The 23867-nt window shown below is 57.7% G+C and carries 21 protein-coding genes; 16 read left to right on the top strand and 5 right to left on the bottom strand.

The features are described from left to right. Positions 1 to 36: 36 nt before the first annotated feature. Positions 37 to 948: a DMT family transporter gene (locus AABB31_RS21325; RefSeq protein WP_342076252.1), complete on the top strand. Its 912-nt coding sequence runs from the start codon at positions 37 to 39 to the stop codon at positions 946 to 948. Here the strand turns inward: AABB31_RS21325 and AABB31_RS21320 are convergent. Then, the gene (locus AABB31_RS21320) at positions 893 to 1555 is read right to left on the bottom strand and encodes a thiamine diphosphokinase (protein WP_373635299.1); all 663 of its coding nucleotides are present in this window, start codon (positions 1553 to 1555) and stop codon (positions 893 to 895) included. The two genes, AABB31_RS21325 and AABB31_RS21320, sit on opposite strands and share 56 nt — an antisense overlap. 220 nt (positions 1556 to 1775) lie before the next feature. Here AABB31_RS21320 and AABB31_RS21315 point away from each other — a divergent pair, with 220 nt between their 5' ends. Continuing rightward, positions 1776 to 3365, top strand: a complete 1590-nt coding sequence (locus AABB31_RS21315) for a hypothetical protein (protein ID WP_373635298.1) — start codon at positions 1776 to 1778, stop codon at positions 3363 to 3365. 74 nt (positions 3366 to 3439) lie between these two features. On the opposite strand, the gene AABB31_RS21310 is transcribed toward AABB31_RS21315, so the two are convergent. Further along, complete coding sequence (locus tag AABB31_RS21310) at positions 3440 to 3661, bottom strand: DUF2842 domain-containing protein (protein ID WP_342076255.1); 222 nt, start codon at positions 3659 to 3661, stop codon at positions 3440 to 3442. After that, positions 3661 to 4953, bottom strand: a complete 1293-nt coding sequence (locus AABB31_RS21305) for an adenylosuccinate synthase (RefSeq protein WP_373635297.1) — start codon at positions 4951 to 4953, stop codon at positions 3661 to 3663. Before AABB31_RS21305 ends, AABB31_RS21310 begins: the two co-directional genes overlap by 1 nt. A gap of 143 nt (positions 4954 to 5096) precedes the next feature. Between AABB31_RS21305 and AABB31_RS21300 the strand changes: the two genes are divergently transcribed. The 3 genes from AABB31_RS21300 to AABB31_RS21290 all read left to right on the top strand — a co-directional run bounded on the left by AABB31_RS21300 (position 5097) and on the right by AABB31_RS21290 (position 7724). Further along, entirely contained in the window at positions 5097 to 5492 is a 396-nt protein-coding gene (locus tag AABB31_RS21300) for a DUF6524 family protein (RefSeq protein ID WP_342078922.1), read from the top strand. A gap of 76 nt (positions 5493 to 5568) precedes the next feature. Continuing rightward, positions 5569 to 5922 carry a preprotein translocase subunit SecG gene (gene secG, locus AABB31_RS21295; protein ID WP_342076257.1) on the top strand — a complete coding sequence of 118 codons (354 nt, stop codon included), beginning with the start codon at positions 5569 to 5571 and terminating at the stop codon, positions 5920 to 5922. Positions 5923 to 6080: 158 nt separating this feature from the next. Continuing rightward, positions 6081 to 7724: a CTP synthase gene (locus tag AABB31_RS21290; protein ID WP_342076258.1), complete on the top strand. Its 1644-nt coding sequence runs from the start codon at positions 6081 to 6083 to the stop codon at positions 7722 to 7724. A 677-nt stretch (positions 7725 to 8401) separates the two neighbouring features. Here the strand turns inward: AABB31_RS21290 and AABB31_RS21285 are convergent. Next, a complete protein-coding gene (locus AABB31_RS21285; protein WP_342076259.1) occupies positions 8402 to 9685 on the bottom strand; it encodes a hypothetical protein in 1284 nt (427 codons plus the stop codon). Next, a complete protein-coding gene (gene thyX / locus AABB31_RS21280) occupies positions 9682 to 10587 on the bottom strand; it encodes an FAD-dependent thymidylate synthase (RefSeq protein WP_342076260.1) in 906 nt (301 codons plus the stop codon). Before thyX ends, AABB31_RS21285 begins: the two co-directional genes overlap by 4 nt. A 325-nt stretch (positions 10588 to 10912) precedes the next feature. Between thyX and AABB31_RS21275 the strand changes: the two genes are divergently transcribed. The 11 genes from AABB31_RS21275 to AABB31_RS21225 all read left to right on the top strand — a co-directional run bounded on the left by AABB31_RS21275 (position 10913) and on the right by AABB31_RS21225 (position 23865). Further along, entirely contained in the window at positions 10913 to 11851 is a 939-nt protein-coding gene (locus tag AABB31_RS21275; protein ID WP_342076261.1) for a thymidylate synthase, read from the top strand. Then, positions 11838 to 13223: a surface lipoprotein assembly modifier gene (locus AABB31_RS21270; protein WP_342076262.1), complete on the top strand. Its 1386-nt coding sequence runs from the start codon at positions 11838 to 11840 to the stop codon at positions 13221 to 13223. Before AABB31_RS21275 ends, AABB31_RS21270 begins: the two co-directional genes overlap by 14 nt. Before the next feature lie 593 nt (positions 13224 to 13816). Continuing rightward, complete coding sequence (gene dctP, locus AABB31_RS21265; protein ID WP_342076263.1) at positions 13817 to 15049, top strand: TRAP transporter substrate-binding protein DctP; 1233 nt, start codon at positions 13817 to 13819, stop codon at positions 15047 to 15049. Positions 15050 to 15162: 113 nt separating this feature from the next. Continuing rightward, on the top strand, positions 15163 to 16752 hold the full coding sequence (locus tag AABB31_RS21260) for a substrate-binding domain-containing protein (RefSeq protein WP_373635296.1): 1590 nt from the start codon (positions 15163 to 15165) through the stop codon (positions 16750 to 16752). A 117-nt stretch (positions 16753 to 16869) separates the two neighbouring features. Further along, positions 16870 to 17775 (top strand): type IV pili methyl-accepting chemotaxis transducer N-terminal domain-containing protein, encoded by a 906-nt coding sequence (locus AABB31_RS21255; RefSeq protein WP_342076266.1) that lies wholly within the window; start codon positions 16870 to 16872, stop codon positions 17773 to 17775. Between the two features lie 161 nt (positions 17776 to 17936). Beyond that, complete coding sequence (locus tag AABB31_RS21250) at positions 17937 to 19517, top strand: ABC transporter substrate-binding protein (RefSeq protein ID WP_373635295.1); 1581 nt, start codon at positions 17937 to 17939, stop codon at positions 19515 to 19517. A gap of 15 nt (positions 19518 to 19532) precedes the next feature. Continuing rightward, positions 19533 to 20507 (top strand): ABC transporter permease, encoded by a 975-nt coding sequence (locus AABB31_RS21245; protein WP_373635294.1) that lies wholly within the window; start codon positions 19533 to 19535, stop codon positions 20505 to 20507. Beyond that, positions 20507 to 21412 (top strand): ABC transporter permease, encoded by a 906-nt coding sequence (locus AABB31_RS21240; RefSeq protein WP_342076269.1) that lies wholly within the window; start codon positions 20507 to 20509, stop codon positions 21410 to 21412. Before AABB31_RS21245 ends, AABB31_RS21240 begins: the two co-directional genes overlap by 1 nt. After that, positions 21412 to 23088 (top strand): ABC transporter ATP-binding protein, encoded by a 1677-nt coding sequence (locus AABB31_RS21235; protein WP_342076270.1) that lies wholly within the window; start codon positions 21412 to 21414, stop codon positions 23086 to 23088. Before AABB31_RS21240 ends, AABB31_RS21235 begins: the two co-directional genes overlap by 1 nt. Before the next feature lie 163 nt (positions 23089 to 23251). Then, positions 23252 to 23500: a hypothetical protein gene (locus AABB31_RS21230; RefSeq protein WP_342076271.1), complete on the top strand. Its 249-nt coding sequence runs from the start codon at positions 23252 to 23254 to the stop codon at positions 23498 to 23500. Further along, on the top strand, positions 23497 to 23865 hold the full coding sequence (locus AABB31_RS21225; RefSeq protein ID WP_342076272.1) for a response regulator: 369 nt from the start codon (positions 23497 to 23499) through the stop codon (positions 23863 to 23865). Before AABB31_RS21230 ends, AABB31_RS21225 begins: the two co-directional genes overlap by 4 nt. Positions 23866 to 23867 lie beyond the last annotated feature (2 nt).

The following is a 23867-nucleotide window of genomic DNA, read 5'->3' as shown; positions in this document are numbered from 1 at the left end:
ATTGTGGGCAGCGGACAGGCGGGCTAGGTTACGGATATGCAACATGATCGGCCCTTTCTTGGCGTCCTGCTGATGCTTGCCTTTTGCATTCTGGCGCCACTGGGCGACAGCGTGGCCAAGCTGCTTGGCGGCACTGTGGCGCTGGGTTTGTTGCTGATGGTCCGGTTTGGCATCCAGGCCATACTTTTGCTACCGCTTGTTCTTTATAACGGTGAACGGTTTGCCCTGCCCCCCGGCATACTAGGCTGGACGCTGTTGCGCACGGTTCTGCATATTCTGGGGATCGGGCTGATGTTCACCGCTTTGCGGTTTCTGCCCTTGGCCGACGCACTGGCCATTGCCTTTGTGATGCCCTTCATCATGCTTTTGCTGGGTCATTTCGTGATGAACGAAGTGGTTGGGATGCAGCGGCTGCTGGCTTGTCTGGTCGGATTTGTCGGAACATTGCTGGTGATCCAGCCCAATTTTGCCGAAGTGGGCGCACCCGCGCTCTTGCCGCTGGGGGTGGCGGTGGTCTTTGCGCTGTTCATGATGGTCACACGGCGGATTGCGCGCGCGCTGGACCCAATCAAATTGCAGGCGATCAGCGGGGTGCAGGCGATGCTGATCCTCGCGCCGGTTCTGTTCTTTGTCCCACAAACAACCGCCGGGCTTGGTGCCGCACTTGACGGACAAACCGCTTTATTGCTCGCCGCACTCGGCATCATCGGCACCCTCGCCCACCTGTTCATGACGTGGAGCCTGCGTTTTGCGCCCGCATCAACCCTGGCCCCGATGCAATATCTGGAAATACCGTTTGGTACGGTGATCGGATGGCTGGTCTTTGCGGATCTGCCAAACGGTCTGGCCGCGCTTGGGATCGCGATCACAATGGCCGCGGGCCTCTATATCATCATTCGGGAAAGACGGCTTTCGCAGCCGTCTCAAACTGCGCAGCCGGCAGACTGACAAGCAACGGGCCATCCGTTCGGATCACAACAGACCCAGCCACCGCGTTGGACGAGCTGATAAACCCGGTCGGATGCATCAGCTGGTCGGAAAAAGGCCAGTGGGCACCTGCCACGCTGCACCGCAATTCAGCCAATGGCATAAAGGCGATACGGCTACCCGCCGGCGGCGCCAACCGGGTCACGCCGCGGCGCGCCAGAAAGCTTGCATCAGAAGCGTCCAGCAAAATTACCGGCTTGGTCTGGAACCGGGCAAGGACATTCAAGACCGCCAATGTATGGTCCAGACGGCCGCCCGTGAAACCCAGCGCAACAAAGCCTGCCGCATCCACACGGCTGAGCGCCTTTTCAAAATCCGTCGTGTCCGTTTCCTGAATGTGGCAAAGCCGGTCAGCAAATGTGGCGCGGGCGTCGGCGGATAGACTATCGAGATCACCGATCACCATCGCGGGCGTCAGCCCCGCACGGCGCAACGCATCTGCCCCTGCGTCAACCGCTATATACTTGGAAACAAAGCCGGAAACGCGCGGCAGCATTGCCTCGTCAAATGGCGCGCCCCCAACTAGACAAACTATATCCTCAGCGGAAACAATTCCCTGCGTTGACACTTTATTCACCTCACTTCACAAACATTCCTCAAAACGGTCACAAAATGATCCTGAATGCAACGCGATGATGCTCCGCATGCAAGGCCAGTAAATGGCGAGCAGCGCTGTGCCAAAAAACTGTAGAAAGCGGGTAATGATGGGCGATAACAACAAAGTTCTGAGTGTTTCTTACGGCACCTTTTCGTGCCGGTTGGAAGGCTTCGAAGATTCGGTCGAAACGATGAAGACCGTGGTCGCCTATTTTCACGAATTGGCAGGGCACGAACGTTTCATGGACATGGAACCGCAAGCCCCCGATCTCGACACGCTCAGCGCCTTGGTCGTCGAGGAAGATGGCGCCCCTGTTGCCGCCGAAATGACAGATGAAGGCGTCAGCCTGCGGATCAACCGCCCGGACGAAGACGCGGCCGCCCGCCCCAGTCTGCGCCTGACACCGCGCCGCGAACCGCTTGTGGTGCATCAGGATGACATCCTGTCTGCTGACGATGATCAGGACGCACCGGATGTGGCCGCGGAACATGATGCCACCGAAATGCAGGCCGAAGACGATGCCGAGGCTGCAGAAGCACTTACCGACGAAGATGCGACTGAAGCCGAAGAAATCGACTATGTCGACAACGCGTCCGCTGAACAAGAACCCGTACCCGCTACGGATGACAGCGCCGAAGACGATACAGAAACCCCCTTTTACGATCCGGCAACGGAACAGGCTGCCTCGGACCAGGATGACAGCGTCGCGGCCAAGTTGCAGCGTATCCGCTCGCTCGTCGGTCGCGCCCCAAGTGCGGCACCGGCAGCCAACACCGATCAGCCAGACATGGCCGCCACCCCGGCATCCGTCTCGCGCGAAAGCGTTGTTGACCGGCTGACCGCGCTGACCGGCGCCACCCCAAAGCGGGATGAACCCGAGACCGAAGATCTGGTCGATGATTTCGACTTCAAGGCCGAAGATGCCAGCCCGCTGGTCCTTTCCAACGCCGAGGACAGTGACGAGGTCGACGAAGAAGACGCAGATGTTGCGACCGAAGATACACCCGGCGAGGTAGAAGAGACCACAGCGGATGAGGCTGTCACCGACGAGGCCGAGGACGATGATTTTGATATCGTGTCCGCAGCCAAGGACGAAGTTGCGCGCCGACGCGAAAACCTGTCCAAGCGCGAGAACCTGCCGCAGAACGATGATGATGCGATGTCGCAGATCATGTCGCGGGCCGATGAAAAGCTCAACGAACCCGAAGGACGCCGGCATCGGGATGCATTTGCGCAATTGCGGGCGGCTGTCGCGGCAACCGAAGCAGCACGGCAATTGGGGGACAAGACCGAACCGGCCGATCCCAAAGACGCATTCCGCGAAGACCTAAACGAGGTTCAGCGCGACGACGATACTGCCGAGGCGGACAAAGGCGGCGCGCCGCTGAAACTGGTACCGACGCAGCGGGTCGAAGACGACACCCCTTCCCAGCCTGCCGACCGGCTGCGCCAGATCGCGGCCGTCAAGGAAGTCGACACCGATCAGCCCGAAGGCTTTGCGGAATTCGCAACGGCACATGGTGCGACGGAACTTGGTGACCTCCTCGAAGCAGCAGCAGCCTATATCGCATATGTCGAAGGGGAAGAGGACTTTTCGCGGCCACAGGTGATGAAGAAGGTCCAGCTTGCCGCAGCAGATGAATTCAGCCGCGAAGATGGGCTGCGCTCATTCGGACGGCTGCTGCGCCAAAGCAGGATCATCAAATTAAGCAACGGGCGCTTCCGGGTCTCGGAGGACACGCGCTTTCGGCCAGGCACCGATAAAGTTGCACAAGGCTAGCAAAAAAGGCGGGGTCATAACCCCGCCTTTTTTCTTTCAAAATCGCATGCGGTCCGCAGGACCGCGCCTTTGGATCAAGCATCCTCATCGGGATCGGGCTGACCAATCCCCGTGAACACCCATTTCAAGGGAAATATCCAACCGATCCCCAAGGCGACATAGATAAAAAACTCGATCGCTTTGGGAAAGCGGCCCGCCTCACTCATCACCGTCGCGGCCAGCACGATATAGGCCGGCAAACCAACAGCCAGAACAAAGAGCGCCAGACGCTTACGTGCCTTGTAGCCCATCGCCATCAGTCCGCGAACGGATCCGTCACCAGGATCGTATCTTCCCGCTCTGGCGAGGTTGAGACCAGTGCAACGGGGCAATCAATCAGCTCTTCGATCCGGCGCACATATTTGATCGCCTGCGCGGGCAGATCGGCCCAGCTGCGCGCGCCCTCGGTGGATTCCGACCAACCATCAATTTCTTCATAGACCGGTGTGCAGCGCGCCTGCTGGTCCGCAGCCGTCGGCAGATAGTCCAGTTTCTCGCCATCCAGCATATAGCCCACACAAATCTTGAGCGTTTCGAAACCGTCCAGCACATCAAGTTTCGTCAGGGAAATCCCCGAAACACCCGATGTCGCGCAGGTCTGGCGGACCAGACAGGCATCAAACCAGCCACAGCGCCGTTTGCGCCCGGTTGTCGTGCCAAATTCATGCCCACGTTCGCCCAGTCTTTGGCCGTCCTGATCTTCCAATTCGGTCGGGAAAGGCCCCTCACCAACACGCGTTGTGTAGGCTTTGACAATGCCCAGGACAAAGTCGATGGCCCCCGGCCCCATGCCGACACCCGTCGCGGCCTGCCCGGCGATCACGTTGGAGGACGTCACAAACGGATAGGTGCCAAAGTCGATATCCAGCAACGCGCCTTGCGCGCCCTCGAACAGGATCCGTTTGCCGGCTTTGCGTTTCTCGTTCAGGACTTTCCAGACCGGGGCGGCATATTGCAGAATATCAGGGGCAACGGCGCGTAGTTTCGCCAACACCGCGTCGCGATCAATCGGCGCAAGGCCCAGTCCCCGGCGCAGCGCGTCGTGATGGATCAGCGCCCGGTCCAGACGCAATTCCAGCGTCGCATCATCCGCCAGATCAGCCACGCGAATGACGCGCCGCCCGACCTTGTCTTCATAAGCAGGGCCGATACCGCGACCGGTTGTGCCGATCTTGGCCACCGAATTCTGGCTTTCACGGGCGCGGTCCAGTTCGCCATGGAATGGCAGGATCAGCGGGGTGTTTTCGGCAATCATCAATGTCTGCGGCGTGATCTCCACACCCTGGGCGCGCAAGGTTGCGATCTCTTCGATCAGATGCCAGGGATCAAGCACAACCCCGTTGCCGATCACCGATAGCTTGCCGCCCCGGACCACACCGGAGGGCAATGCGTGCAGCTTGTAGACCTGCTTGTCGATCACCAGCGTGTGCCCGGCATTATGGCCGCCCTGAAAGCGGGCGATGACATCTGCCCGTTCGGACAACCAGTCCACGATCTTGCCTTTGCCTTCGTCACCCCATTGGGCGCCAACGACCACCACATTTGCCATCACTGCGATCCTTTTCGATGTCCGACCCGTCCTATATCGCCGCGCCCGCGCAGGCGAAACCTGAAATTTGGACGCAGCCGGGCTGGACAGGGCGACACACGCCCGCCATTGTCCGCGCCAAATCAAAGGATATGAGGCTTATCATGGGTTTCGCCATTCGCTGGGTGTTTGCATTTGCGCTGCTGGCCGCGACTTATAATCCCACACAATGGAACTTTGTCCGGTGGAGCATGGCCAATGCAGACACGAATCTGCCCGTGACCGTGCTCTTCGGGCTGATCCTGCTGGTGGGATACATCATCTATCTTCGGGCCACCCTACGCTCTATCGGGATATTCGGGATGGTCCTGATCCTGGCGGTTGTCGCGACAATCCTCTGGGTCCTGTTCGATCAGGGTGTGATCAGCCTGGACAACCCGACAATCAACACCTGGATCGTGATTGTTGCCCTGTCGATTGTCCTGGCAGTTGGCCTGTCCTGGTCGATTGTCAGACGCAGGCTGACGGGTCAGGCGGATATAGATGACGTTGACGAATAAGGGGACCAGGGGGGTTGCGGGATAGGTCCGTAGCTTTTAGATACCGCTTGTTCGCGCATGCCCCGAAAGGCCCTCTATGGAAAACGTCGTCCTCATCATTCATCTGATCCTGGCCCTTAGCCTGATCGGTACCGTGCTGTTGCAGCGCTCTGAAGGTGGTGGGCTTGGTATGGGCGGCGGTGGCGGCGGCGCCACTGGCGGGCGGCCCGCACCAACCGCGATGAGCAAGTTTACATGGATGCTCGCCATCGCCTTTATCTGCACCTCGATTTCGCTGACCCTGATCTCGGCCAGCAACACGGCCGGGTCTTCGGTGGTTGATCGGCTGGGCGTTCCATCGGCGGACGGGGTTGAAGTGCCTGATCTGGGTGACAGCCTGCTGCCGCCATCCGTGGGTGATGATGCGCCATTGGTCCCATCGGGCGAGTAACCACTAGGGGTTGCCGCCGGGCCACGTTTGGCAACAGGATGTTGGGTTGCCGGTTGCGCAATTGAACCGAATCCGGTAGTAGTCAAATCCCGTGATGGTGCGAATTTAAGACATTCGCTTTCCCACATTTATTGGAATTTTCACGGGGGCTCCCTGCTATGGCGCGTTTCATATTTATCACCGGTGGCGTGGTATCCTCGCTTGGCAAAGGGCTTGCATCGGCGGCGCTGGGATCCCTTTTGCAGGCGCGCGGGTTTTCCGTACGGCTGCGCAAGCTCGACCCCTATCTGAATGTGGATCCGGGCACGATGTCCCCGTTTGAACATGGGGAAGTCTTCGTAACCGATGACGGGGCCGAAACCGATCTGGATCTTGGGCATTATGAACGGTTTACCGGTGTCCCAGCGCGCAAGACGGATTCGGTCAGCTCCGGGCGGATCTATTCCAACGTGCTCGAAAAGGAACGACGCGGGGATTATCTGGGCAAAACCATTCAGGTGGTTCCGCATGTGACCAATGAAATCAAGGACTTCATCGCCATCGGGGAAGACGAGGTTGATTTCATGCTCTGCGAAATCGGCGGCACCGTGGGCGATATCGAGGGCCTGCCCTTCTTTGAAGCCATCCGCCAGTTTTCCCACGACAAGCCAAGAGGTCAGTGCATCTTTATGCATCTGACGCTGCTGCCCTATCTGGCGGCCAGTGGCGAGCTAAAGACAAAACCCACACAACACAGCGTCAAGGAATTGCAATCCATCGGGATCGCGCCCGACGTTCTGGTCTGCCGCTCGGAACAGCCGATCCCCGAAAAGGAACGCGAGAAAATCGCGCTGTTCTGCAATGTGCGCAAGGACTGCGTCGTCGCCGCATATGACCTGAAATCAATCTACGAGGCCCCGCTGGCCTATCACAAGCAGGGCCTGGATCAGGCGGTCCTTGATGCGTTTGACATCTCGCCCGCGCCGGCGCCCAAACTGGATGTCTGGCATGATGTGTTTGACCGCATCCACAACCCCGAAGGCGAGGTGAAAGTCGCCATTGTCGGCAAATACACCCAGCTGGAGGATGCCTATAAATCCATCGCCGAGGCCTTGACCCATGGCGGCATGGCAAATCGCGTCAAGGTCCGGATCGAATGGGTTGATGCCGAATTGTTCGACAGCGCAGACGCCACGCCCCACCTGGAAGGGTATCACGCGATCCTTGTTCCCGGCGGCTTTGGCGAGCGCGGGACAGAGGGCAAGATCAAGGCGGCCCAATTCGCCCGCGAAAAGAAAATTCCCTATCTGGGCATCTGTCTGGGCATGCAGATGGCCGTCATCGAGGCTGCGCGCAATGTGGCGGGTATCACCACCGCCGGGTCAGAGGAATTTGATCACGAGGCGGGCAAAAAGCGTTTCGAACCAGTTGTCTACCACCTCAAGGAATGGGTGCAGGGCAACCACACGGTCGCCCGCAAGGCTGACGACGACAAGGGCGGCACCATGCGGCTGGGCGCCTATGACGCCACCCTGACCGAAGGGTCGCATGTGGCCCGGGTCTATGACGGGTTGAGCATCGAGGAACGTCACCGCCACCGCTATGAGGTCGACATCAAATATCGTAAGAAACTGGAAGAAACCGGGCTGAAATTCTCGGGCATGTCGCCTGACGGAAAGCTCCCTGAGATCGTCGAGTGGGAAGATCACCCCTGGTTCATTGGCGTTCAGTTCCACCCCGAACTGAAATCGAAACCCTTCGCGCCACATCCGCTCTTCGCCGATTTCGTCCGTGCCGCGGTCGAGGTGTCGCGGCTGGTCTGAGAACATAAAACCAACGCAGCGGCTGGTGGTTTGCAAAACCGAAGGGCCGCGCGCGGATGGCGCATTTACTTGTCTGTTGGGCGACGCTTGGCGGTCATTCGTGACGTCGGTGTGGGGTGTGGCGTTGCAAAAACGCCGTCCCTGTTGGCGAGGGTTTGGACGGTCTCGGAAATGGTCCGGGGACCATTTAAGGTCCAAACGGGCGGAGCGCCGGCTCGGGTCTTGCCCCCGCGCAATGGAAGCGCTTGGTGGCAATAAAAGCCACGGCTGTTGTTGTGCAGAACGGTAGGGCAGCGCCCGGACCTCGGGGATGGCGCGCCAACGGGTTTGTTTGGCAGGGCTTAGTTGTTATCGGTGACGGCAGTGTGGGGTGCGACGTTGCAAAGGCGCCCTCCCCGTGGGGGAGGGTTTGGACCATTTCAGGTCCAAACGGGCGGAGCGCCGGCCCGGACGCTGCTTTCGCGCGGCGGAAGCATTGGTTTGCCATGAAAGCCGTGGTTGATGTTGTGCGCAACGGGAGGGCAGCGCCCGGACCTCGGGGATGGCGCGCCAACGGGTTTGTTTGACGGGACTTGGAATTTATTCGAGACGATGCTTTAGGGTGTAACGATGTAGAAGCGCCCTCCCCGTGGGGGAGGTCCGGGCACTGCCCGGCGATGCCGGGCGGGTGTTTGAGTCTATGAAGCTATTCCAATATCAGCACACAAGGCATCAATATCCTGAGTAGATAGCCAGATCAGAAATCCACGATCTACAACTGAAAGCCTCTTGTTCGCCTGATCATAGTCGAGAACAAATGGTTTAATCTTCTTTTTCGCTTGCAGCGCCGGAATTGCCGACAAAGCCTGTGTCACGTTTCCCGCGTTTAGCTCGCTACCACTTGGATGCACAGCCTCTAGAGCTTCGCGGATTTGCCGATAGCCCAAACCTTTTTCTAAATCGGAAATAGAACTGGTTATTACCGGGTGGAGTAACCACTTATACATTTCTAACGCCGTATCTTGAAAGCCAGCCGCAAAGTTGGTCAAAAATGTGGAGTACCTAGGTCCAGATTCTGCGACAACCTCCTCAATGAAGCTCTCAGCTAAACGATGGGATTCAACCGTCCTTTGCATTGCCTCAGTTTGGTAGATTTCGCCCGCCTTGCATGCTCGCAAACAGCTTTCTTGCACGATATAGACACTCCCCAAGCTGCCTTTAATTAGGCCGGTCTTAAACTCTTCCTTAAACTTAACATTCAGGAGGCTCTCGCCTTCAGATATTACCTTCCTCAGTTCATCCGTCTTCCATTCATCAGCGTCAACTGAAACAACGCGGCCAGATAAATCGCCATTCAAAAGAATTATTCTGTTCTCCTCGCGCCAAACAGCCACAATTATGAAGCAAATTCCGGAGCGTTCGTGTATCGTCTTCAGAAAAAACGCGTAGCTCTCTTGGGTTTCTTGCGGTAAGTAGTGAAAGTCTTCAAGCACGATAAACTTATCAAACCCAATCGCTTCCAGCGCATTAACCAAGTCATTTGGATCTGATGGATCCAGTTCTATGGGAGCCAACTGCTTAGAGTTCGACTCATTAGATTCTGTCTCTACGCCTGTTTCTGAAGCGACCTCAAAAAAACCCAAAGCCTTTAGCCCAGTAGAAATCTTCGCAACGAGCTTGTTCTTTTGCTCAATCGTTTTCGTTTCAGATACTTCCACCTTGAAGCCTGCCTCCTTCAAGATGGCTTCAGCGAGTTTTTCCAAACCCCAACGATTCTGGCACTGAACCAAAATGTAATCACTATCATCGAGGCAGTGCTTTCTCAAGCAGGTCTTACCCTGTTTGGAACTACCGTAGATGATCACATGCTTATTCAGAGTAATGTCGTTGATTAGCTTCTCATCTACCGAGTCGCGCACTACATAATTAATGGGTTTATCTCTAGAAACACCAAACACTTCATCGGTCTTGTATACTCTCACCCAATCACCTCTTCAAACTCCCTCCATTCGCCCTTAGACATCCCGGAGGTTTCCTGCGTTATCTCCTCACCTTTTAGCATACGCCTTACGCAGTCAATCGCCTTAGACGAGAGTGTGGCGCCGCCCATCCGGTAGTCCTCGAACGCGCCGTAGGCCGCGGGTACCCAGTCGGCGACGACTTTACAGATCTCTTCCGCATAGACCCGGATTTCATATTGCGCGTGGCTGTCTGCCCGCAGCCGCAGGAAGTGGAACAGGTTGTGCAGGTCCACCTTCCAATACCATTGCGTATAGATATTGGCGGGCAGGTTCATGCGGGCGAGTTCGCGGGCCAGCCCCCGCTGCCCTTCCTGGTCGATCATTTCGGCGTAGTGGTCATAGCAGCGCGCTGCGTCCCCTTTGAGATATTCGAGCACCCGGGCGGCCTCTTCCCCGGTCAGCGCCTCGCCCCTGCCCTGATTGTTGATCACGGATTGCGCGGCCAGTTTGTCGGGCTCGGGGATGTAGAACTCCCGGTCCAGGATTGAATAGCGCGCGGAGTATTCGTTCACATTCGCGGTCCGGTGCCGGATCCATTGCCGGGCCACGAAGACGGGCAGTTTAACGTGTAGCTTGATCTCGCACATCTCGAACGGGGTCGAATGCCAGTGCCGCATCAGGTAGCGGATCAGCCCGGCATCGTTGGACACTGATTTGGTCCCCTTGCCGTAGGACACGCGGGCCGCCTGACAGATGGCCGCATCGTCGCCCATATAGTCGATGACCCGGATGAACCCGTGATCCAGCACGTCATAAGCTTTGTAGAGATGCGTCTCCATCCCTTCGGCCACGGCCCGCAGCGTCGGCCGCGGCGCGCTGCGCAATTCGTCGATTTCGGCCTGTTGATCTGGGGTAATGGGCATCCGTGTCTCCGGCATTTGACTGAGTCTGCGGCGACTATAGGCAATGCGTGGCAGGGGCAAAACCTCGGATATGGGGAAATTCCGATGCGGGTCTGCCACAGCAGCGCGATGCGGGTTCCCACGCAGGTTGACGGGACAGTCGCCCTTGATTCATTGCATTGTTGCCTAACAAAGGCCTAATTTCGCGGTCACTGAAATGCGCAAGCCTGTGGCAAAACCCCCATAGGTCCCGATGATTACGACCCTCCGTTTGGTTGAACGTTGACATGCGAAATGCCGCGCAAGATGTTATGACCAAATAAAAATACAAAAGAGGCAGACGACCATGAAAAGATTTGCAACGGCTACGGCGCTGCTGGCGCTGCTGGCAGCCTGTGACAATGATCAACCGCTTTCGTTCGATCCTACTGTTGAAGAGCCGGAAACACCTGAAGGTGGCGAAACCGTAAACGGTGTTCCCGCGCGTGTGGCCGGTGAATTGAGAGTTGCGGATTACGATCCGGACGCCGGCACATTGAGCGTGCGCCTCCTTTCGCTGGATGGTGACGAATTGCTGCAGGAGTATACGGCTGCAGGTACGTTGGACGGCTATGATGTTTATGTCCAGCAGGATGACCCGCTTGACCGGTCTTTCACCGCATTCGCCGCCGAGAGTGAATCCGGCGGTGTGGAAGCGATCGTTGTCATGGATGGTGGCCAGTTCAACCGTTACTTTGGCGGTGTGACATATTCGCGTTCGGGCCAATATGATGCCCCGACCGAGGGGCTTGCATCCTATGCAGGGAACTATGTTGGCCTGCTGAATGGCGGCACGACTGCGGAACTGCCCGCCCCACCCGTTGACCCTGCCATTCTGCCTGTTGCATCGTCTCGCGTCACTGGACAGGTATTCATCAACGCCGACTTTACCGATGGCACGCTGAACGGCGCAATCTACAATCGCTCTGCGACGATCAGTGGCACCGCCACGGACCTCGAAAATCTGAACTTGATTGTCACCGAGATTGACTCAAGTGGTCGCTTTGAAGGCGAAGTTGAATTGGGTGTGCAAGAAACGGTTGGCAACTATGCCGGTATTCTTGGCGGAAATAATGCCAATGGACTCGCAGGTGGCCTGTTCATGGAAGGCGATTTCATTAGTACGGTTGAAGGTGAGAACGAATATGGCATATTCGTGACAAACCAATGTGGTACGGCTGGATCCGATCCGGTGTGTACGACGGGCCTCGTGGAGGACGTAGACAATATTGATGGGCTTGACTAAACCGGCACTGGTTGCGGCTGCTTGCATTTTTTGCCAGACCGCAGCCGCCCAACAGACCATCGACATTCCCATTGAAGAGGCCCGTGTTATCGCAACGCGGGCCCTTTTTGCTGGGGATGTTGAACTGGCCCTGCAGATTGCCAATGGCTTGTTGCGGGCAAATCCCGACGACCGGACCGCATTGCTGGTTTTGGCGGCGGCCGCCCCGCGCGCGGGTGATCCGGAAACCGGGCGCAAGGCTGGCGCCCGTGCTTATGCGCTGTCCCAAACTGACCCGCAGCGATATGAGGCTGCCCGCCTGACGGCATTGGCCGCTGCAAACCAGCAACGTTATACGCTGGCCACGTTCTGGCTGCGCCGCGCGCTGAATGTGGTCCCCAATGAAGAGGAACGCGCCCGCACCCTGCGCGATGCCAGAGGGCTGCGCAATCTCAACCCCTGGTCAACGAACCTGTCCTTTTCCATCGTGCCCTCAAACAACGTCAATGGCGGCGCAGAGGACGCTGAAATCACCGCAGCCGGGCAAGTTCTGACGGGGACATTGTCGGCAGACGCCTTGGCCCTCTCGGGTCTGCGCGCAACTTTTGCTGTTCAAACCCAATATCGGCTTTTTGGCACCGCAACGGATCGTTTATCGCTGGCCGCCAGCTATCAAGGCGCGCGCGTCAAGCTTGAGGATGAAGTTGTCGACGATCCGACCAATCCCGGCGCGCAAGTCACGCTGGATGCAGACGCCTTCTCTTTTGATGCAGTCGAAGCCTCGGTTATCTACGATCGGGTGCTGGCGGACAGCGCGGTGCAACTACGCTGGAGCGCCGGTTCTGTCGACTTCGGCGGTGATCCTTATTACGACTTCACCCGCTTCGCTATCAGCCAACGTGTTCCGCTTTCCGATAGTGTTGACCTGCAACTGTCCGGCAGACGCGAATGGCAATATTATGAGTCCATTGGCATTCGGAATGTCGAGGCGACGACCTTTGTGGCCGGATTGTCGTATCAATGGGACAACGGCAACCGGTTGGGGGGTAGTCTGACCCTTTCGCAGCGGGACAGTGAATCACCAAATTTCAACTACGATGAATGGGCGTTTCAAAGCTCGTTCAGTTTCGGCCAGCAGCTTGGCCCCGTTACACTGGGGTTGAACGCAGGCATCCGCAAGGCTGACTACCCGGTCTATGTTCTGATCGGGCCGGTTGATGGCGGGCGCCAAGACACCACGTTCTTCTACGGGGCGAATGTCGGCTTTCCTGATATCGAATATGCGGGTTTCAGCCCGGGCCTTTCAATTTCGGGCAGCACTGCAGAAAGCAACGTGAGCCGTTTCACCCGCGACAGTTTTTCTGTGGGTCTGACGCTGAACTCTGCCTTCTGATACGCCGCAACGCAGAGGCGATCCGCGGGCCATGACGTCGCGCGGGCCGACAAGGCTTTTACCGCATCGTTTTCCCGAAATTCAGCCCAACCGACCAACCCCGCCCAAATTGGATTGTTGCGCGTTCGGACCCAAAGCCTCGCATCAACTTTTATCAATTTTGCCTTAATCCTGCCTACAACGCCCAAAATGGCTGCCGATCAACGCGGTTGACGTCACGCAATTTCGCGGGTCAGATGCCGCCAAGACCCGAAATCTTCCGCAGCAACCGACGATGCGAAGACCCGCATGTATCGCCGTCACCACTTGTCAGCCCCGTAAAGTAGCTTGTAATATGTTGTAATAAAATGATTTTAATGGATGCGTCATGCTGCATCGCCGGTTGGACCCCTGTCGATCAGCGCGCATAGATTCAGCAACTCCTCATGTGTTAAGCATAACCGAAACTTGTTTTCGACGATTGCGACAATTGAGGCGCATTGTTCAATATTTTGACCCAATTCCGCCAGAACCGCGGATTAAGAATCGCTACAGGATATCAAATCTATTGCGGACGGAACGGGATCCGGACGCCGAACCGAAGGGTAAGGTTTATGCAAACGACGAAAAAACTTCAGGGGCTGTCACGCCGCGATATGCTTAAGCTGTCTGGGCAGTATGGCTTGTCATCGACGCTTCTTGGTGCCGCCACATTGGGTGGTGCATTCACGGTTGCCGATGTCGCACAGGCGGCTGAGTCCAACTACGAGCGCCGCTTCTCAAAGCCGGCACGCCACACATTGCGCTTTGGCGCATCGGGCTTCAACAAAGACAACCTGCTGATCGAACGCGCAGGCGCGCTGCAATTTGCGCTTGATCTGGAAGAGCGGACCGACGGCGAAATTCGCGTCGAGTTTATCGGCAGCAACCAGATTTGTGGTCAGCTGACCTGCGTGGACATGGCGCAGCTGGGGATCATCGACATCTACGCCGCGTCGACACAGAACTCCGCCGGTGGCGCCGCTTACCTGAACGTGCTGGATTACGCCTACATGTTCCCGGGCCGTGCGTCGCAGTACCACTTCTTCTACAGCCCTGAATCGCAGCGCCTGCTGCGGGATCCGCTTGAAAAGCGTCACGGCTTGAAGTTCCTGTTCACCCATTGCGAATTGCGCGGCATCCAGCTGGGCCAGACATTTGCTGAAAAGCCAACTGTCACCAAACTGGAAGAGCTTTTTGGTACACGCAACCGCGTGACCGGCACGCAGCTGGGCCGGATTGCAATGCGCCTGCTGAACCTGAACCCCGTGCCCGTTGCATGGAGCGAGACACTGGACGGTCTGCGTCTGGGTCTGATCGACGGCGCGGAAACATGGGCATCTGCCGTGGCTTATGCAGGCATGTCGCCTGTGGTTTCGCAATCGGTTGACCTGAAATTCTTCTGCGGTACCGAGCATACCTCGATGGCGTCCCAGTCATTCGACAAGCTCAGCGGTGAGTTGCAGGATGCGGTCATGGAATCCGCCTACTTCACACAGATCCACGTCCAGGCTGCAAACGAGGCTGCATTGGTCAAGACGGTTGGTTTCTCTGACCCTGTGCTTCCGGGCACCCTGTTTGACACCAACAATGTGCGCCCTGCCTTCCTGGACGCCGAGCAGATCCGCATGGCCGAAGAAATGTCATCGCCAGAATTCAACCCGGGTCCGTGGAACGAGTGGCGTGATCGCCTGAACGGCTGGGCCGGTGGCATCGACACCTACCAGGAAATCTACGACATCGCGCGTCAGGTCCCTGCGGACATGAAGCCCGAAAACGTCGAGCCACGCCGTTGGTGGCAGTCCTAAGTATCTAGTAATTGCGTGCGGTCCATTGGCGCCGCACGCCAACACCACACTCCAGTATAGAGGTCAAAATAATGATCGCTTCAAAGCAAAATAAGTCGAAACGAGGGTTGTCCATGCTAAAAACTTCGCTGATGCAAACGACAATGATGGCCGGTGTGCTGTCTGTCGCCGCACTCGCGCAAACAACCGCTGCCTATGCAGAGGAAGTCACACTGCGCGCGATGGACGGATCTTCTGATATTACCGCGAACCTGATGGATTTCGACGGCAATCGTTACACACTCGAGACCGCAATCGGTGAAATCCAGATTGACGCCTCTCAGGTGGAATGTATTGCCGGTGCCTGCCCGACCGAGGCCGCCGAGCCTGGCACGGCCAGCGCTTTTGAAGTCGCCGGTAACCCATATGTCGTTGATGGCCTGCTGCCATCGCTGTTCCAGGATTTCGCATCCGGTGTCAGCGGTTCTGCTAACGTGAACAATGGCTCTGTTTCCATCGCCTCTGCAAATGGCGCAGATGTCGGGACAGTTTCACTGGTTGGCGCACAGCCGCTGGACGGCATGCGTCGTCTGGTTGATGACCGCTCGCTTCTGGCAATTTCCGACCGCCCGATGACAGAAGAGCAGGCGCGTGTCTTCTCGACCGTTGGCAAGCCGAACCCAACAACCGAAGATCGTCAGGTTGTTCTTGCACTGGACGGTCTGGTCATCGTCGCAGCACCCGGCAACCCGGTCAACGCGATCTCTCGGATTGATATTGCCCGCATCTTTGCAGGCCAGATCACAAACTGGCGCGATCTTGGTGGTCCAAACGCACCGATCAACATCTACACCCCGGCCAATGACAGCTCTATCGCGCAGAACTTTGCCGAACAGGTCATGGCCCCTGCATCCCTGCGTCTGACCACACAGGCCGAAACGCTGTCTGATGACGCCGCTGTATCCGACGCTGTCGCCGCTGATCCATTCGGCATCGGCTTTGTGAACTTCTCGGGTCAGACTGCCGGCAAGGCAATGTCCATCCTGGGCGAATGTGGCATCCAGACGCCACCAAACGCCTTCACCATCAAGACGGAAGAATACCCATTCACCCGCCGTCTGCTGGTCTACCGTGCAACTGACGATCTGCCACAGCTGGCCGATGACTTCATCAGCTACCTGGACACCGCAGACGCGCAGAACGTCATCGCCGAAAGCGGTTTTGTTGACAAAACAGTATCCGTCGTCAGCAGTGACGAGCAGGGCCGCCGCTATGCCGCTGCGATGTGGCCAACAGACGCACAGACGAACCTGCGCGAACTGGGCGACATGGTCACACAATTGCTGCCTGCGCAGCGTGTGTCGCTGACGTTCCGCTTCCTGCCTGGCTCATCACAGCTTGAGGCCCGCGCGCTTGAAGATGTCCAGCGTCTGGCTGACCTGCTTGCCGCTGGTGAAGTCTTTGCAAACAAGGAACTCTTGCTTGTCGGCTTTACCGATAGTGCCGGTGCACCAGCCGCCAACCGCGGGCTGAGCGAACAGCGTGCAGAACGTGTTCGCCAGATCCTCAGCTCAGTTGCGCTGCCCGGCTCGCTGGACAGCACACCGATCCGGACACTGGGCTATGGCGAAGCGTCGCCGCTGACCTGCAACACCACAGCAGAAGGTCGTGCGACCAACCGCCGTGTTGAAGTATGGGTCCGCGACATCGTGGCAACTAACTAAGCAGCATCGGTACCGGCTGCGACCCTCGTGGACGGTACTCCCCAAATGCTCAACCTATAGTAGTGTGCGGCAGACCCGACTAACGAGAAAGCCGCACGAGAAGATTGGAAACTGAACATGAAAATGATGTTTACATTGGGCGTCTCAGCGATGTTGTCATGTGTATCATTGCCGCTCGCTTTGCAGGCACAGTCAGGCCCCACTGAACTGTCTGTCGAAGAAGCCACCAAACGCATCGACCTCGCCGCCCGCCAACGTATGTTGATTGAACGCATGGCAAAGTCGGTATGTTTTGCCGAAACTGATGTCCATGTCTGGGACAACGAACTGTACATGCAGGGTGCCCGGGTCAGCTTTGAGATTGCACATCGCGGCATTCTGGAAGGTGACGAAAAGCTTGGTATCACCGGCGAGACTGACCGAAACTTCCGCGAAACATGGAACGATCTTGATCTGACATGGCGGACCCTTGACCGGATCTATGACAAATTCGTCGAAGGCGAAGACGTCACCGAACAGGACATGCGCAATATCATGTCGCTGACCGAGACAGCCCATGATCACAGCGACGAACTTGTGATCCAGATGCGCACAAACTACGCGCAGTTCATCGGCGACAATGGTTTCGGAAACTCGATCCTGCTTGACCTCTATTCAAAGCAGAAAGAGTTGCTGCAAGAACTGTCCAAGAATGTCTGCCTGACGGCCGCTGGCATGGATACGGATGCAAGCCTGTCGAACCTCAACACCAATCTGTCCCAGTTCCAGGCCTCGCTAGATGGCTTCCGGTCCGGCATGCCGAACCTGGGCATCCCTGCCCCACCGACCGAGCGGATCACCATCCAGTTGGATCGGACTAATGATCGTTGGGAAGAAATCCGCGCCTATGCCGAAACGATCGCCGCAGGCGAGCAGCTGGAAGCGCAGGAACTGTCCGATCTGGAATTTGGCATTGACCAGGTGTTGCGCGAAGTTGACCGCGTTGTCTTCCTGCTGGTCGACCACATTCGCACCAACGGCTAGACCGCAGATCCGTAAAATTGACAAAGGCCAGTGCCCCTTGGGGCGCTGGCCTTTTCTTTTGGGCGGATCGCTTTCGAGCAGTATCTGCCGCGCCCCTTGGTTGACGCTGATGCCAACCCTGTTCAGAGTACCGCTATGGAACTGGAACTGGGGACCTTCTGATGACTTTTGCAAATTTGATGCGCAGCTCTGCCCTGGCGGGTGCTGCTGCGCTGTTCGCCACTGCCGCGAGCGCCGAAACCTTCCGTTGGGCGGTCACAACCGACCCCCAGACAATGGACCCGCATGCGGTGAACGCAGCCCCTGTGCTGTCCTTTCTCAACAATGTGTATGAAGGCCTCGTCCGACGCGGGCGCGACATGTCGATTGAGCCCTCACTGGCCACCTCATGGGCCCCGTTGGAGGGCGAAACCGGGTGGCGCTTTACCCTGCGCGAAGGTGTGACATTCCAGGACGGATCAGCCTTTACCGCCGCGGATGTTCTGTTTTCCTATCAACGCGCATCGGACGAGGCGTCTGACGTCCGGTCTTGGTTCGCCCCTGTTACCGATGTGCGGGTGGTTGATGACTTTACCGTTGATTTTGTGACCAACGCCCCGAACCCGCTATTTCCCGACAGCATCGCGAACTTCATGATCCTGGACAGCGACTGGGCGACCGCCAATGATGCCGGCCTGCCCGCCCGCGATGCCGAAAACTTCGCCACCCGCAATGTCAACGGCACCGGCCCCTACACATTGGCCAGCCGCGACCCGGGCGTTGAAACCCGGCTGACCCCCAACGAAGGATGGTGGGGCGAGGATCGCGGCAACGTCACCGAGGCGATCATGACCCCCATTGGCAATGCAGCCACAGGGCTTGCCGCGCTCTTGTCAGGCGAGATCGACTTTATCGAACCGGTCCCCTTGCAGGATGTTGCACAGGTTGAGGGCCGCGACGGGTTCAAGGTGATCGAAGGCGAAGAAACCCGTGTGATCATGTTTGGCTTTGGCCATGAACATGATGCGCTGCTTTATTCCACAGATGTGACGGACGCCAATCCATTCACTGATCCGCGCGTGCGCCTTGCCGCGGCCCATGCCATCAATATCGACGCGATTGACCGGGTTGTGATGCGCGGCAAGATCGACGCGGCAAGCCAGTTGGTCCCGGCCGGCATTTCCGGCTATTCCGAAGCGAACGCAGATCGGCCGGCCTATGATCCTGATCGCGCCAAGGAACTGCTTGCAGAGGCGGGATATCCCGATGGGTTTTCCTTTGGTCTGAAATGCACAAATGACCGCTATATCAACGACGAGGCCCTGTGCCGCGCAGCCGCATCCATGCTGGCAGCCGTCGGTCTGAATGCCGAACTGACGACCGTGCCGGTGCGCAACTACTGGGAACAGCTTCGCGCGGATGATTTCGACATGTATCTGCTCGGCTGGTCCCCGGGTACGTTTGATCACGAGCATCCCATCCGCTTTCTGATGCATTCACAGGATGATGAGAAAAAGCTGGGCTCGTGGAATTTCGGGAACTATTCGAACGCCCGCGTTGATGAATTGCTGCCCATGATCCAGCAGGAGCTTGACCCGGCGAAAAGGCAGACGCTGATCGACGAAGTGGTTGCCATCACGCAGGACGAAGTGGCCTATGTGCCGCTTTATGTCCAACCCCTGATCTGGGCCATGAAGGACAATATTGATGTGACTCAGCGCGCTGACAACTTCTTTATGTTGCGCTGGGTTGCTGTGAACTAATACACGCAAGGGGCGATGGTCTATTTCATCATCAAACGGCTGCTTCAGTCGGTTTTTGTGATGCTGGCCGTCGCTCTTTTGGCGTTTTCGCTCTTCAGATTTGTCGGCGATCCGGTCAGCCAGATGACCGGCGTCGAGACCAGCACCGAAGATCGCGCCCGCCTGCGCGAAGAACTGGGGCTGAACGATCCGTTTGTCGCGCAATTTGCCCGATTTGCCGGTGACATGCTGCAAGGGGACTTTGGCTATTCCTATCGCACCCGCCAACCAGTGGGCGAAATGATTGCCGATCGCATCCCTGCCACCCTTGAACTGGGCACGGTGGCACTTGTCATATCCCTGATCGTGGGGATACCTGCCGGGGTCTATACCGCCCTTCGACCGCGGGGGTTTCTGACCCAGTCCATTTTGCTGACAACCCTTGTGGGCGTGTCAATCCCCACCTTTGTGATCGGGATCATGCTGATCTTCCTGTTTGGCGTGCAGCTGGGCTGGCTGCCGACCTTCGGGCGCGGCGGCACGGTTCAGATCGGCAATTGGACCTCGTCACTGTTTACGGTCGATGGCTGGCGCGCGCTGATCCTGCCCGCCCTGACCCTGGGGGTCTATCAGCTGACACTGACCATGCGGCTGGTCCGGGCCGAGATGATGGAAGTCCTACGTTCGGACTATATCCGCTTCGCCACCGCGCGCGGCATCCCGTATCGGCGTCTGCACTTCAAACACGCGCTGGCGAATACGATGATCCCTGTTATCACGATTATCGGCCTGCAATTCGGCGGGGTCATCGCCTTTTCCATTGTCACCGAAAGCGTCTTTCAATGGCCGGGCATGGGCTTGTTGTTTCTGGAAAGTATCCGCTTTGTCGATATTCCGGTGATGGGGGTCTATCTGGTGGTCATCGCCTTTTTCTTTGTCCTCGTGAACCTGCTGGTTGATATGCTTTATATCGCCATTGACCCGCGTTTGCGGGTGAAAGAGGCCGCCTGATGCTGGCCCGGTTCTGGGATAGCGACGCCGTCTGGGCATTTCGCCACTCACCCGCGGCGATCGTCGCTTTTGTCGTTGCCGTCATCATCCTGGGCGGCGCATTGTTTGCGCCCTGGATCGCCCAATCCAACCCCTATGACCTGACCAGCTTTTCGCTGATCGACGGGTTGATCCCCCCGGTTTGGGAGGATGGATCGGACCCCCGGTTTCTGCTGGGCACCGATGATCAGGGGCGCGACATGGTGTCGGCCATCCTTTACGGGGCGCGCCTGTCGCTGCTGATCGGGCTGATGGCCATGGCGATTGCAACCGTCATGGGCGTGGGGTTGGGGCTGGCTGCCGGCTATTACGGAGGACGGTTTGATGCCATCGTGATGCGGATTGCAGATGTTCAGCTGGCACTGCCCGCCATCCTGACAGCCTTGCTGATCGACGGGGTTGCACGCGGCATCCTGCCGCCGGCTGCACAGGAAAACCTGCGGGTGGTGGTGCTGACCATTGCCATCGCCTTGTCGCTTTGGGTGAATTTTGCCCGAACGGCACGGGCCTCGACATTTGTGGAACGCAACAAGGAATACGTGCAGGCCGCCATGATCATGGGGCAGCACCCGCTGCGTGTGATGTTCTGGCACATTTTGCCCAATATCCTCGGGCCGCTTCTGGTGATCATGACGGTTGATCTGGCCTCTGCCATTTTGCTTGAGGCGACGTTGTCTTTCCTCGGTATCGGCCTGCCTGCGGACAGCCCATCCCTTGGCACACTGATCCGGATCGGCATGCAGTTCCTGCTGTCAGGCGAGTGGTGGATCCTCTGGGTCCCAACCCTGTTTTTGATCGCATTGGTCGTGTCGATCAACATACTTGGCGACTTCCTGCGCGATGTCTTCAACCCGAGGCTTCGCTGATGCTGGATGTGCAGGGCCTGACGGTCAAATTTCCTTCGCGCCATGGCGATTTCACCGCAATCGAGGATGTGTCGATCACCGTGAAACCGGGCGAGATCCACGGGCTTGTCGGGGAAAGCGGTGCCGGAAAGTCCACCATCGGGGCCGCCGTGATCGGCCTGTTGCAACCGCCCGGATACGTGGCTGCCGGCCGCATGACGCTGGGTGATACCGACCTGCGCGGTCTAACCCCCGATCAGGCCCACGCCATGCGGGGCGATCGTATCTCGATGATCTTTCAGGACCCGCAGACAAGCCTGAACCCGCTGATGACAATCGAAGATCAGTTGATCGAGACCATTCAGGCCCATGCAGATGTCAGCACAAGCGATGCGCGCAAACGCGCCATTGCCCTGCTGGAAGAGATCGGCATCAAAAATGCGGCCGGCCGGATCGGCGCCTATCCGCATCAGTTTTCCGGCGGGATGCGCCAAAGGGTCGTCATTGCGCTGGCGCTTTGCACTGATCCTGAACTGATTATCGCGGACGAACCGACCACCGCACTGGATGTGGCTGTCCAAAGTCAGGTGCTCGACCTGATCCGCCGACTGGCCGACACCCGCGACATTGCCTTCATCCTGATAACGCATGATATTGGTGTGATTGCGCAAGTCACGGACAACGTGACCGTCCTGCGCAATGGCAAGGTCATGGAAACCGGCACGACAACGCAGGTTCTTGGCGCGCCCGAACACCCCTATACACAGGCGCTGATGGCGGCTGTTCCACGTCTGGATCGGAAACTTGAACGGTTCCTGATGCCACAGGAAGATGGCGCAGCCGATCACATCCCCGGCGCAATAGATGCGGAAAGCTGGTTGCTGGACGGCGTGCAGGATCGGGGCGTTGATCTGGCCGTGACGGATCTAAGCGTCCGCTTTGCAGGCACCCGCACGCATCTTTTTCGCAAACCCGACCCTTACGTAGCACTCGATGGCGTCTCGCTGCATGTGCGGGCGGGGACTGTACTTGGGCTGGTCGGGGAAAGCGGGTCTGGCAAATCCACCTTTGCCAAGGCCGTTGCGGGGCTTGTGAACCCCAGCGCGGGGCAGATGACATTGGGTGACCGTGCCCTGCCCTACGCCAAATCCCGCGGGCGGAACGACCCGTCACGACGGCTGATCCAGATGGTCTTTCAGGATCCGTATTCCAGCCTGAACGCACGCCACCGGATCGGTGATATCCTGTCTGAACCACTGTCGCTGTATGGGTTGGAGAACGACAAGGCTAACCGCCGGGCGCTTTGCCTGGGGATGCTGGAGCTTGTCGAACTGCCTGCGGACGTCATTGACCGGTATCCACATCAGTTTTCCGGCGGCCAGCGACAACGCATCGCGATTGCGCGCGCATTGCTGGCCCGGCCGCGGTTTCTGATCTGTGATGAACCGACATCCGCGCTGGATGTCTCTATTCAGGCGCAGGTTCTGAACCTGCTCAAGGACCTGCAGGCCAAATTCGGGCTGACAATCCTGTTCATCAGCCACATTCTGGCTGTGGTCCGGCAGATGTCAGACGATGTCGCGGTTCTGCAGAACGGCAAGATTGTCGAGGCACAAACGTCAGAGCCGTTTTTTGAAAGCCCGCAAGCTGCGTATTCGCAACGGCTACTGTCCCTCACACCCAGCCTGACATTCTAAGGCGGTCGGGCAAAAAGCTGTCAGGTTGTGGCTGAGCTTTACCTCAAATTAAGAGGCAGGCGGTCATACACGCCCGTGCAGCGACGCGCTGCGAAACCTGAGTTACGGACGGAATCCAGCAAATATGACAGGCCAAACTGCGACTTTTGATTTGCCCCAAGTAATGAAGCTCGAGGATTGTCAGGCGCTTCACGCGTTTCTGTCGCAATCACAGGCTGACGGTATCGCGCTGAACGCGGCGAATGTCACGCGACTCCCCGGACTCGCGGCGCAACTGATAGATTTCGCTGCACGACAATGGACGGCGAATGATCTGCCCTTTGTCGTGGCCCAGCCAAATGAGGGGTTCATCGACAGTCTGGAAACCATGGGATTTCAGGATCTGCTGTTCACGATGGGGGCGGCACAATGACGACCCATATCCTGGCCATCGACGATTCCCGCACGATCCGAAGCTTGCTGACCATGGCGCTTGAGGGTGCCGGATTTGCCGTCACAACGGCTGTCGACGGTGTGGATGGGGTCAATAAATTTCGCGAGAAGCACGCCGATTTGGTCATCACCGACGTCAACATGCCCAACAAGGATGGGTTCGGCGTGATTGAAGATATCCGATCCAGCGATACCAATCGCGGGGTCCCGGTGCTTGTACTGACAACCGAAAGCGGTGCGGCCCTGAAAGAGCGTGCCAGAAAGGCGGGTGCAACGGGATGGATCGTCAAACCCTTTGATGATGAATCTCTTATCTCGGTCATTCGCCGACTAACGGGGGCGTAGCA

The sequence above is a fragment of the Yoonia sp. SS1-5 genome, from assembly GCF_038443705.2.
Taxonomy (GTDB): Bacteria; Pseudomonadota; Alphaproteobacteria; order Rhodobacterales; family Rhodobacteraceae; genus Yoonia; species Yoonia rhodophyticola.
The sequence above is the reverse complement of the archived record's forward strand: the minus strand, read 5'-3'. Positions and strand labels throughout refer to the sequence as shown.